This is a genomic window from Marivirga sp. (assembly GCF_024636815.1).
Lineage (GTDB): Bacteria > Bacteroidota > Bacteroidia > Cytophagales > Cyclobacteriaceae > Marivirga.
The window spans coordinates 1-12,144 of record NZ_JAGXGF010000176.1 but is presented as its reverse complement, the minus strand read 5'-3'; the positions used below and the strand labels follow the sequence as shown (position 1 = coordinate 12,144).

10 protein-coding genes are annotated in these 12,144 nt (G+C 34.8%); 8 read left to right on the top strand and 2 right to left on the bottom strand.

Features of this window, described 5'->3' with window-relative positions:
- Positions 1-6 precede the first annotated feature (6 nt).
- The 6 genes from Q0L29_RS12960 (at position 7) to Q0L29_RS12935 (ending at position 5,041) form a co-directional block, all read left to right on the top strand.
- Positions 7-957: a DNA-directed RNA polymerase subunit alpha gene (locus Q0L29_RS12960; protein ID WP_296622302.1), complete on the top strand. Its 951-nt coding sequence runs from the start codon at positions 7-9 to the stop codon at positions 955-957.
- 5 nt (positions 958-962) lie between these two features.
- Complete coding sequence (gene rplQ / locus Q0L29_RS12955) at positions 963-1,577, top strand: 50S ribosomal protein L17 (RefSeq protein ID WP_296622300.1); 615 nt, start codon at positions 963-965, stop codon at positions 1,575-1,577.
- Between the two features lie 123 nt (positions 1,578-1,700).
- A complete protein-coding gene (carA, locus tag Q0L29_RS12950) occupies positions 1,701-2,795 on the top strand; it encodes a glutamine-hydrolyzing carbamoyl-phosphate synthase small subunit (RefSeq protein WP_296622298.1) in 1,095 nt (364 codons plus the stop codon).
- 7 nt (positions 2,796-2,802) lie between these two features.
- On the top strand, positions 2,803-4,077 hold the full coding sequence (gene eno, locus Q0L29_RS12945) for a phosphopyruvate hydratase (protein WP_296622296.1): 1,275 nt from the start codon (positions 2,803-2,805) through the stop codon (positions 4,075-4,077).
- 103 nt (positions 4,078-4,180) lie between these two features.
- A complete protein-coding gene (locus Q0L29_RS12940) occupies positions 4,181-4,480 on the top strand; it encodes a septum formation initiator family protein (RefSeq protein WP_296622294.1) in 300 nt (99 codons plus the stop codon).
- 3 nt (positions 4,481-4,483) lie between these two features.
- A complete protein-coding gene (locus Q0L29_RS12935) occupies positions 4,484-5,041 on the top strand; it encodes a hypothetical protein (protein ID WP_296622292.1) in 558 nt (185 codons plus the stop codon).
- Between the two features lies 1 nt (position 5,042).
- Here the strand turns inward: Q0L29_RS12935 and Q0L29_RS12930 are convergent, their stop codons facing one another.
- Positions 5,043-6,155 carry an Ldh family oxidoreductase gene (locus Q0L29_RS12930; RefSeq protein ID WP_296622290.1) on the bottom strand — a complete coding sequence of 371 codons (1,113 nt, stop codon included), beginning with the start codon at positions 6,153-6,155 and terminating at the stop codon, positions 5,043-5,045.
- Positions 6,156-6,249: 94 nt separating this feature from the next.
- The gene (locus Q0L29_RS12925) at positions 6,250-7,179 is read right to left on the bottom strand and encodes an exopolyphosphatase (RefSeq protein WP_296622289.1); all 930 of its coding nucleotides are present in this window, start codon (positions 7,177-7,179) and stop codon (positions 6,250-6,252) included.
- A gap of 180 nt (positions 7,180-7,359) precedes the next feature.
- On the opposite strand from Q0L29_RS12925, the gene Q0L29_RS12920 reads away from it, so the two are divergent.
- Both Q0L29_RS12920 and pafA read left to right on the top strand, forming a co-directional pair.
- Positions 7,360-9,927, top strand: a complete 2,568-nt coding sequence (locus Q0L29_RS12920) for a hypothetical protein (protein WP_296622287.1) — start codon at positions 7,360-7,362, stop codon at positions 9,925-9,927.
- Positions 9,928-10,024: 97 nt separating this feature from the next.
- Positions 10,025-11,668: an alkaline phosphatase PafA gene (pafA, locus tag Q0L29_RS12915; RefSeq protein ID WP_296622284.1), complete on the top strand. Its 1,644-nt coding sequence runs from the start codon at positions 10,025-10,027 to the stop codon at positions 11,666-11,668.
- Positions 11,669-12,144: the final 476 nt, after the last annotated feature.

Genomic DNA, 12,144 nt, shown 5'->3' with positions numbered 1-12,144 from the left:
GTTGCAATGGAAAAAGCAGATGATTTTCACGGGCTTTTTACATTCAAACCATTAGAAAAAGGATATGGCGTTACTGTTGGTAATGCCTTAAGAAGAATTTTGTTATCTTCACTAGAAGGCTATGCTATAACAGGTATTAAAATACCTGGAGTCTTGCATGAGTTTTCTGCCGTAGAAGGTGTAGTGGAAGATGTATCTGAACTAATCTTAAACCTTAAAATGGTAAGATTTAAGAAAATTGCAGATGTTGCTGATAACAAGATTAATATTTCTCTAAAAAATACTAAAGAGTTCAAAGCAGGTGATATTAATAAATTCACAACAGCTTATGAAATCTTGAATCCTGAATTATTGATTTGCCATATGGATGAATCAATTAATTTTGAGATAGAGTTAACTATCGAAAAAGGTAGGGGATATGTTTCTTCTGAAGAAAATACTTTAGTTGATCAGGTTGCTGATTACATTGCTATAGATTCAATTTTCACTCCAATTAAAAACGTAAAATATAGCGTTGAAAATACAAGGGTTGAACAAAAAACTGATTATGAACAATTAGTTTTAGATATTGAAACTGATGGTAGTATTCATCCTGAAGTAGCATTGAAAGGTGCTGCGAACATCTTGATCAAACACTTTATGTTGTTTTCTGATCAAAATATGGTGTTGGATGCAGGTGGATCTGATGAGCCAGAGGCTGTAGATGAGGAAATGTTGCATATGCGCAAATTGCTCAAAACAGCTCTTAATGATTTAGATCTTTCCGTAAGAGCATATAATTGCTTGAAAGCTGCAGATGTTAAATCATTAGGTGATTTAGTAGCACTTGAAATTTCTGATATGATGAAATTTAGAAATTTCGGTAAGAAATCTTTAGCTGAACTAGAGCAATTGGTAGCTGATAAAGGGTTAACCTTTGGAATGGATTTATCCAAATACAAACTTGACGAAGAATAAGGACAATGAGACACGGTAAGAAATTTAATCATTTAAGTAGAACTGCTTCCCATAGAAACGCTATGTTGTCAAACATGGCAGGTTCTTTAATCCTTTCTAAAAGGATTACAACTACTGTTGCTAAAGCAAAAGCGCTAAGGAAGTATGTTGAACCTCTATTGACAAAATCAAAAGAGGATACTACTCATAACAGAAGAATTGTTTTCTCTTCTTTGAAAAATAAAGAAGTACTTAAAGAGCTTTTTGACGAAGTAGCAACTAAAATTGCTAATAGACCAGGAGGTTATACAAGAATTATCAAATTGGGATCTAGACTTGGTGATGATGCTGAAATGGCATTAATCGAATTAGTTGATTACAATGAGCTGTTGTTAGGTGGCGAGAAGAAAGAAAAGAAAACTACTAGAAGAAGCCGTAGAGGTGGTGGTACTAAAGCTACTTCTGCTAAATCTGAAGATACAGCTTCTGAAGTAAAAGAGACTAAGGAAGACGCTCCTAAAAAAGAAGCTAAGAAGGAAGATACTCCAAAAGCTGAAACTAAAAAAGAGGAAGCTCCAAAAGCAGAGAAAAAAGAAAATAAATCTGACGAAAAATCAGATGACAAAAAGGGAGATGAGTAATCTTTCTGATAATAGAATTGAGAAAAGGGATTGGATATTTATTCAATCCCTTTTTTTTTATTTATTTTTGTCTCAATTAAAATAATAGCTCCATTTCATTTTTCAATTTCAGAATGATATCTGATGAAGTATAAAAACAAAAACAAAGCAATCCTACTATTAGAAGACGGGACAGTCTTCCACGGTAAGTCAATCGGTTTTTCAGGTACAAAAGGTGGTGAAATCTGCTTTAATACTGGTATGACTGGTTATCAGGAAGTATATACTGATCCATCTTATTATGGACAGATCATGGTAAACACTAATGCTCATATTGGGAATTATGGCGTTCACCCCAATGAGTCGGAATCAGACAGCCCTAAAATTTTTGCTGTTGTAATTAATGCTTTTTCTGATGATTTTAGTAGAGGTCAGGCTGTCGACAACTTAAATGATTATCTTATTAGGCATGAAATCCCTGGTATTTGCGATGTGGATACTCGTAAAATTGTTAGACATATTCGCGATAAGGGTGCTATGAATGCTATTATCTCTTCTGAAATAACTGATTTAGAGGAGTTAAAGAACGAATTAGATAAAGTCCCTTCAATGGAAGGACTTGAGCTTTCATCTTACGTTACATGTAAAGAGCCATTTGAAATGGGGCAAGATGACGGTATAAGATTAGCCGTAATGGATTATGGTATTAAAAGCAGTATTTTAAAGCAGTTAATCAATAGAGGTTTTAGATGTAAAGTATTTCCTTCTAACTCTACTTTCAAAGATACTGAGGAGTGGAACCCCCAAGCTTACTTTTTGTCAAATGGACCGGGTGACCCTGGAGTTATGACAGATGCTATTAATAATAGCAAACAAATAATTGAAAGCGGTAAGCCATTATTTGGTATTTGCTTGGGACATCAGCTAATTGCTTTAGCAAATGGAATTAAAACCTTTAAAATGCACAATGGGCATAGAGGTTTAAATCAACCCGTATTTAATACTGAATCAGGTTTAAGCGAAATTACTTCTCAGAATCATGGATTCAGTATCGTTACAGAAGACGTAGAAAAATCAAACTTGGTCCTAGCCACGCATTTGAATCTAAATGACAATACGGTAGAAGGATTAAGGATGAAAGATAAAAAAGTATTTTCAGTACAATATCATCCTGAATCATCTCCTGGGCCTCACGACTCCAGATATTTATTCGACCAATTTATATCACTAATCAACTAATAAAACTATGAGTATAATAGAGAACATTCATGCAAGACAGATATTAGATTCTAGAGGGAATCCTACAGTAGAAGTAGAAGTGTTTACCGCAAATGGTGGTTTCGGCAGAGCAGCTGTTCCATCAGGGGCGAGTACAGGTATACATGAAGCTGTAGAATTGAGAGATAAGGACAAATCTATTTTCATGGGAAAAGGGGTTTTGAAAGCTGTTGACCATGTCAAGGGAGCAATTGCAGAAGAGCTTATTGGTTTTTCTGTATTTGAGCAAAATCTTATCGACAAAATAATGATTGAGTTAGACGGTACTGACAACAAAGCAAAGTTAGGCGCAAACGCCATTTTAGGTGTTTCTATGGCATGTGCTAAAGCTGCAGCTCAACTTTCTGGTCAGTCTCTTTACAGATATATCGGTGGAGTAAATGCTAACACACTACCTGTTCCAATGATGAACATCTTGAATGGTGGTAGTCATGCGGATAATAAAATTGATTTTCAGGAATTCATGGTAATGCCGGTTAATGCAGAATCATTTTCTGAAGCATTAAGAATGGGTACTACTGTTTTTCATCACTTGAAAGAAGTATTAAAAAGCAAAGGCTTGTCTACTAACGTTGGTGATGAGGGTGGTTTTGCACCAAATATCGAATCTAATGACCAAGCAATCGAAGTTGTTTTGACAGCAATTGAAAAAGCAGGTTTTAAGCCGGGTGAAGATATGTTTATTGCTTTAGATGCAGCTGCTTCTGAATTTTATGATGAAGGCAAAAAGAAATATGTATTTGAAAGCACTGGCGAAGAGCTAACTTCTGATGAAATGGTTGCTTATTGGAAAAACTGGTGTGATAAATACCCTATTCTTTCTATCGAGGATGGTATGCAAGAAGATGACTGGGAAGGTTGGGAAAAACTAACCCGTGAAATCGGAAGAACTGTTCAATTGGTAGGAGATGATCTTTTTGTTACCAATACTAAAAGATTACAAAGAGGAATTGATGAGAAGATAGCAAATTCTATTCTAATTAAAGTAAACCAAATTGGTACTTTAACAGAAACGATCGATGCTATCAGAATGGCGGATAAAGCTTCCTATAAAAATATCATTTCTCACCGTTCTGGAGAAACAGAAGATACCTTTATTGCTGATTTAGCAGTAGCGATGGGATCAGGTCAGATTAAGACAGGTTCTGCTTCTCGTTCTGATAGAATGGCGAAATACAATCAATTATTGAGAATTGAAGAAGAATTGGGTGAAATGGCATATTTCCCAGGTATTAACTTCTAAAAACATAAATTTTCTTGAAAAGGCTATTGGTATTTTCACCAGTAGCCTTTTTTATTTTTAGGCGATTACACTTTTTTATATTACATTTAAAGTAACAATAGTAATGCGTATCATGGATAGGATTCCAAAAATATTTAAAAATTTTTACTTTATAGCGGGTGCTGTATTCCTGATTTGGATGTTATTCATTGATGGGAATGATCTGATTTCTCAATGGAGACTTTCCTCCAAATACAATGACTTAATTAAAGAAAAAGAATATTATCAGGAAAAAATCAAGGAAGTAGAAATGGACAGAGAAGGCTTGATGAGCGATGATGAATTATTAGAAAAATTTGCAAGAGAAAGATACTTAATGAAAAAGGAATCTGAAGATTTATTCGTTATAGTTGAAAAAGAATAAGCATTGAAAAAGCTCATTACATTTCCCTTCATTTTTTTAGTTTTAATAACTATCTCAAGTAAATCTACTTTAGCCCAGAAATATGTAGATGAAAGTTCAGGCTTTATGGACAGACTTTATTTCGGAGGAAACTTTGGGTTGCAGTTTGGTAGTTTCACGCATATAGAAGCATCTCCTATAGCAGGTTATATGATTAACCAAAAATTATCGGTTGGTGTAGGAGGAATCTATCAATATTTTAGAATCAGAGGAAATAGCCAGGTGGGCGATTATGAAACCAATATCTATGGTGGAAAACTATTTGGCAGGTATAATTTATCCAATCAGCTATTTGGATATACTGAGTATGAAAACATAAACTTAGATATCATTTATAATACTTCAAATGGATATGAACTCGGCAGAGCATGGGTTCCAGCTTTTTTTATAGGTGGAGGTTATTTCCAACCCATCGGTAACAGAGCAGGCGTTACCGTAATGGCTTTGTATAATTTACTGCATTATCCTGGCCGCTCACCTTATAACTCTCCTTTTGTATTACGTGTAGGCTTTACTATTTAGGCTAATCTTTTGTTTTCTTTTGTGGTTGAGTAAAGAATTCATTAAAGTTCAACCCAAATTTTTTCCCTATATCACTTAAATCTTCAACAACAGCCGGTAGCAAAGGAATTCCATTTGCTTTTCTCTCTTCGCTAATTTCTCTTTCGGGATCTCCCGGAATAAGCACCCTATCATTTTCACCAGTGGTTTCAGCATTCCTGAACGTTTCAATCCAATTATCCATGTGAAATTTAAAATCCTCAGCAGGACGGAAGGCATCTATTCGCATTGCACCTAAGAAATGACCTAAGCCTTCACCAACAGGGTTTTCTTTTAATGGGAGGAAACTTACGAAAGGAGGAGCCCATGGTCCGTAATTTGCACCTGAGAGCACAGCTGAGAAGATATCTACTATAGAACCTAGAATATACCCCTTATGACCTGAATGCTCTCTTGAACCTCCTAATGGAAGCATACTACCACCTTTCTTTAAGGCATCCACATCAGTTGTGCCTTTTCCATCTTTATCTTGCACCCAGCCTAAAGGAGCTATTTCATTCTTTCTTTTTAAAACTTCCAATTTTCCGTTGGCAACAGTGGTAGTAGCAAAATCAGCTACATAGGGTGGTTGTTTTTTTGTGGGTATTGCAATAGAGATTGGATTGGTTCCCAGTAGTCTTTCTTTTGAGAATGTAGGAGATACCAGAGGACTTGCATTCGTCATAGACCAACCGATCATATCTTTATCTAAAGCCATCATGCTGTGGTGACCTGCTATTCCGTAGTGATTGGAATTTTTGACCGATACCCATCCCGTACCCACTTTCTCTGCTTTTTCCATCGCAATTCGCATTGCAAAAGGCGCAACCACTAATCCTAATCCTTTGTCTCCATCAATTACTGCAGTGCTGGGCGTTTCATGCACGATTTTAATATTTGGCTTTGCATTTATTCTGCCTTCTTCCCATAACCTGATATAACCATGCAAACGAGCAACTCCATGAGAATCCACTCCACGTAAATCAGCATTTACCAAAACTTCAGATGCTTCTTCTGCCTCATTTGCAGGACAACCCATTTGAATGAATACCTCTTTTACGAAATTTTGTAAAGATTTATAATCGAATAAACTCATGATATTAATTCAAAATTAATTATACAAAGCTTTGTCATTTGATTCTGATTATCAGGTAATTATCACAAGCCCTCAATTTATTGCCGAATAGGCTCTATTTTATTTCCTTTGATATAATGGCCTCCAATAAACCTTCCTTCAAGGCATAGGTGGAAACCTTGATATCTAAAAATTCATTGTTTTCAATCAAAAATTGGATCAAACAAACGGCCACTACTATCATATCTACACGCATTTCAATCATGCCTGGAATAGCCATTCTTTCTTCTCTGCTTTTATGGATAATCTCATCGAAAATGCGATCGAAATCCTCTAAAGAAAGTGAAAAGGCAATATCATCAGGTTTATCTTCTCCTTTTTCAAGGTAGTTGATGTCTATCAAGGTATCGAAAGTGCCGGAAGAACCAATCAAATTATGGGGTTGGTAAATATCCATCTTTACTTTGAGCTCTTCCAATTCTTTTCTCAAGAAGTCATCAAGTTTTTCAATGTCTTTTGGTAGGATAGGATCATGTTTGTGGAATTTATCTAATAATCTTTGAGCGCCAATTTCAAAGCTTTGCATCCAGAAAACTTCTATGTGGTTACAAATAATAAATTCAACGCTACCGCCTCCAATATCCATAATTAAGGCAGGCTCAGGTCCAATTTCTAAGGCTTTTTTAACTCCCATATGAATGAATTTAGCTTCGTCTAAACCGGAAATAAGTTTTATGGAAATATCTGTCTCATCATAAATTCGTTGGATCACCTCTTTTCCGTTGCTGGCATTTCGCATGGCTGAGGTAGCACTGGCAAATACTTGATTTACCTGCTCTTCATTGATTTTGTCTTTGAAATAGAGCATGGTTTTTACAGCACGCTCTTCTGCAGCTTTATTAATATTGCCTTCACTTATTCCACCTTCACCTAGCTTTACAGCTACTTTTTCCTTGTGGATTATTTTCTCTTCCCCATCTATTACTTCTACGATGAGTAAATGAAAAGTATTCGTGCCTAAATCTATAATGGCTATTTTATCCATAGTTGTATACCTGCCTAAAATTAAGGCGCAATATACTATTTAGCGGGCAATTGCCAATTGGAATATATGTTTCACTTATTAATTCTTTCAGTTTACCGTTAAAGCTTCCATAAGCTTTAATATTATTTATAACTTTGTCCAGTATTTTTTAAGACGCTCTAAGCGGTTATCATGAGGTGTATGCGTCAACTTTTATATTTTCTATTTACAATTTCTGTCATTTTAATTTTTTCCGGCTGTGCTTATCAAGTACTGACAGCTGATAAGTTTTTGGAGAAAAATGAATTAGGGAAGGCTAAAAAACGCATTGATAAAGCAGTTGAAAAAGAGCCCGAAGATATTGCTACTCAATTTATGCTAGCCAAATATTACAGCCATCCTGTTTGGTCTTATGATGCTGTTGATTCTGCACATCTTTATATTCAATCAGTAAGTGATACTTTTCCTAAATTGAAAATTGAAGCAGTTGACAAATTAGCTAAAAAAGGCTTGGATAGCCTGGTTATTGTTGAGCAGACTATAATTATTGATAGTTTGGCTTATGAGAAAGCATCATCAATCAACACGGAAGAAGCCTATAATGCCTACCTCAATAATTATCAATTTTTAATATATGAAGAACAGGCAATAGAATTAAGAAATCAGGTAGCCTATGAAGATGCAATAGCACAAAATACCACTCAGGCAGTAAGTGATTTTTTTAAGAAATACCCAGATGCTCCTCAAGCCCAAAAGGCACGAAATGTATTTGAAACACTTTATTACGAAAAGAAAACTCAGAATAAAGCGCTAAGTGAATACATTGAATACGTGGAGGAACGACCCCAAACTAATTTTGCTAATGAGGCCACTATAATCATTTTAAATATGATCAGTGCCGGTGCTAAAGCATCAGATTATCAGAATTTCATCAATCAATATGATCAATTTGAGGCTTCTAAAAAAGCACAATTAGTTTTAGAAGGGTTGGATTATGAGGAAGATGTAACAGAATTGCTAACTCACAAAAAAGATAGCCTATACTATTTCTATAATTTGGATGAAGAGAGCTTGATGCCTTTTCAATTTGATCAGGTGAGTACGGATTCTTGTACTTTTATAAAAGAACCATTCATTTTGAGTCAGCAGAATAATGCTACTTACGCTTATTTGAAAAATGGAGAAAAGATTATTGATTTGAAAATCAAGTCTATTGATTATTTGGGCTCTGGCTTCTTTAAAATTAATGATTATGGGCGGGAAAATAATTTAATTCATTACAGCCTAAATGATGAATTGCAGCAGCTGGCATTAGATTTTAAAAAATTAGATAAACTTCATTTTGCGAAGAAAATGGAAGATGGCTGGCATTTGATTTCCATTTTAGGAGAACCGATTTTAAAGCAGCCTGTAGATAGTATTTGGAAGGAAGAAGATATTTTCTTTTTCAAAAAAGGGAATGATATGGCAGTTGCTGCTTCTGAGGATTTTAAAAAATTGGCTAAGGATGATTTGAAATCATTGAGCTTTCTATATGATGATTATGAATGGTTAGAAGAGCAATACCTTAGATTATATTCAGATGATTATGAAACAATCTTAGACTTTAAAGCTCAGCTTGTTTTCCCTTTAGAGAAAGCAAGCTATAATTTTTTTAATGATTTTTGGATCAAAGAAAAGGATGGAGATATTAGTGTTTTAGATGAAAATAAAAATCCACTTTTTGAAGAGAAATTAGATGATTATCAATTAAAATCAGGGATTTTAGCACTTAAAAAAGATAGTCTTTGGTCAATATTTAATAATGGACTGAATGGGTTTCCGAAACTTCAGTATGACTCAATCAGAATATTTAATAATTGGCTTACTTATGCCATTCAGAATTCAGCTGAGTATTTACTTTTTCAATCAGGTCAAAAAGTCCGCTTAGAGGAAGAAGAATCTTATAGAATTCTGAAGAATTATAATGTCGCTTTTTCAGATATCGCTGATCAAATTCGGTTTGTTGAAATTTCCAATGAGGAAGGATATTTTAAGTTATATAATGGCTTTGGGAGAAAAGTTAAGGAAGGTGAAAAACTAGATATTAATATCTTAACTCCACAGTTAATTCAGGTTCATCAAAGTAAAAAGAAACAGCTAATTGATTCTGCAGGCAATGAAATTAAAATTGAAAATGTAGAGGCATTCGGAGCCTATCAAAATGGATTGATTCCTATTTTGCAAGACAAAAAGTTTGGAGCACTTATCGTTGATAGCCTAAAAATTATACCAGCGCATTCACAAAGCAAATTAGAAATATTCTTAAAAGACTCTTTATATATTTTCAAGGAGGATAATTTATTGGGAATAAGTGATGTTTCAGCTGAAATTTTGCTGAATGCAGATTTTGAATCTATTGAATTTTTCAATGATTCCACTGCTATAGTGGAGGAAGAAGGGGGAATTGGTATTTTGAATATACATCAAAATGAATATTTGCATGAGAATATTGATACTTATGAAAAAGTAGACTTTGGAGATAAAGTTTATTTTATAGTTCGCAAAGAAGCAGGTTATGGCGTAATCAATCAAATAGGAGAGGAAATCATACCTTTTATCTTCAATGAACTATCAGCCCACGAGAGCAAAGGAAAATTGTATTGGTTAGCCGAACGTAGACTCTCGGAAATCAATTATATCGTCATAGCTTATTTTGATCAAAACGGCAGAGTATTGTTTAAAGAGGGTTTGAATTTTGATGACTATTTAGAGACGGCTTGTGATTAACCCCCTTTTCATTTTTTAATCACAAAACCTTAACCTTTAAATCTTATATATACTCTGTGCAAATTTTTAACTTGCAAAAAATTATAATTCAATTTCAATGAAGAGATATTTAAGCGGAGCTTTGGCTCTATTAATTTTATTTTCTTGTCAACTGGCAGAGAAAGAAGAACAAAAAGTAGAAAAGCCTAAATTGGTAGTGGGAATCGTGATTGATCAATTACGCCACGACTATTTTGAGCGTTATGCTGATAATTTTGGAGAAGATGGTTTTAAGAGATTGATCTCTGAAGGATTTTATAATCATAATACGCATTATAACTATATCCCCACTTTTACAGGTCCTGGTCATGCGTCCATTTATACTGGAACAACACCTGCTAATCATGGGATAATCGCCAATAATTGGTACGATAAAAACATCAAAACCTCGGTTTATTGTGCTGAAGATGCCTCAGTTTATACGATTGGTTCTACCTCTGAGGCAGGTTTGATGTCACCACACAGAATGTTAAGCTCTACCATTACCGATGAGTTAGGCTTGGCTACCAATTTCAAATCAAAAGTTGTGGGGATTTCTATAAAAGATAGAGGTTCTATTTTGCCCGCAGGACATAATCCAACAGGTTCTTTTTGGTATGATAAAAGCAATGGTCATTTCGTGAGCAGTAGCTATTATGGAAATGAAGAATTGCCAACTTGGTTGCAGGAATTTAACAACCGCAATCTGGCGGATGACTATTTGAATCAAACTTGGAATCTTTCTATGCCTTTAGAAGATTATACGGAATCTACAGCAGATGATATGCCATATGAAATGACTGTAAAAGGAAAGGATAAAGCTGTTTTTCCTTATAATTTAAAAAAATTAAGAGCTGGAAATGGAAACTTTAGTCTTTTGCCCAATACCGCTTATGGTAATACGATTTTAGCAGATTTAGCCATTTCCACCATGGAAGGTGAAGAAATGGGACAAGATGATATCACCGATTTTCTAGCATTGAGTTTTTCTTCCACTGATTATATTGGCCATGGATTTGGCCCGCGCTCAGTGGAGGTGCAGGATACTTACATAAAGTTAGACCAGGAGATTGCTCGATTATTCAAACATTTAGATGAAAAAGTGGGGGAAGGCAATTACCTGATCTTTGTTACCTCTGATCATGGTTGTGGCGAAGTACCTGAATATTTACAGACCAATAAAATTCCTGCGGATCATTACGATGGCAAAGCCTATGTGAAAAACATGAGCAATGCTTTGAATCAAAAATTTGGTGAAGGCGAATGGATAGAAGATTTTTCCAATGAGCAGTTTTTCTTAAACCATGATATGATAGCTGAAAAAGATGTTGGATTGGATGTGATCAGAAAGTTTATGGTCAATGAAGCTTTAAAACTGGAAGGAGTTGCAGAGGCTTATTCAGCTACTGATATGCAAAGTACCCAATTTACAGAACATAAAGCTGCAGCATTGCAAATGGGCTATAACTTCAAACGCTCAGGAGATGTGTTGTTAATATTGGAGCCAGGCTGGTTCTACCAAACTCGCTCTGCTACCACACATGGGACCGGCTATGCTTATGATACTCACGTACCCTTGATTTGGTATGGCTCAGGAATCAAAAGTGGAACATCTTACAAAAGACAAAATATAGACGATATAGCCGTAACTCTTGCTCACATTCTAGGTACTTCCTTGCCTAATAGCGCCACAGGAGAACCTATTCAAGAGATTTTGGAATAATATTTTTCGTTGAGTTATACGTTTAATAAACGTTTAATTCTACGGTTATAGCCTTTTATAATGGTCTTAACCATTGTGAAAGGCTTTTTTGTGGACTATTATTGCGACAGGTGTTAGAAATATTGAAATGTCAAGCTCAAATACCCGTCCTGAGTTTCAGGAAACGATAATATTAAGTCAGGAAACAATAATATTTGGTAGGAGGAGCAGAAAATACTCAGGAAACAATATTATTTTGTTTTAGAGTTTATTTTGCCATAAAGATTAAAGAAGCTAATATTAAAAGTAGCATTATTGAGCTTCAAAACTTGAAAATAGCATATCATCAGGTTTTTGCTCTAGATTGAATTTAACAGTTTGATCCTGCGGAATGAATACTATTTAAAGATGTTATAAAGGATTTCCATTTTTATTATTAGTTTAGAAGATATAAAAGGAATACGTGTACCTCGAGGTGCACGTGTTCAAATGTTGTG

Coding starts and splice junctions, on each gene's coding strand:
- Q0L29_RS12960 (WP_296622302.1), top strand. CDS start 7: ATGGAAAAAGCAGATGATTTTCACGGGCTTTTTACATTCAAACCATTA.
- rplQ (WP_296622300.1), top strand. CDS start 963: ATGAGACACGGTAAGAAATTTAATCATTTAAGTAGAACTGCTTCCCAT.
- carA (WP_296622298.1), top strand. CDS start 1,701: ATGAAGTATAAAAACAAAAACAAAGCAATCCTACTATTAGAAGACGGG.
- eno (WP_296622296.1), top strand. CDS start 2,803: ATGAGTATAATAGAGAACATTCATGCAAGACAGATATTAGATTCTAGA.
- Q0L29_RS12940 (WP_296622294.1), top strand. CDS start 4,181: ATGCGTATCATGGATAGGATTCCAAAAATATTTAAAAATTTTTACTTT.
- Q0L29_RS12930 (WP_296622290.1), bottom strand. CDS start 6,155: ATGAGTTTATTCGATTATAAATCTTTACAAAATTTCGTAAAAGAGGTA.
- Q0L29_RS12925 (WP_296622289.1), bottom strand. CDS start 7,179: ATGGATAAAATAGCCATTATAGATTTAGGCACGAATACTTTTCATTTA.
- Q0L29_RS12920 (WP_296622287.1), top strand. CDS start 7,360: ATGCGTCAACTTTTATATTTTCTATTTACAATTTCTGTCATTTTAATT.
- pafA (WP_296622284.1), top strand. CDS start 10,025: ATGAAGAGATATTTAAGCGGAGCTTTGGCTCTATTAATTTTATTTTCT.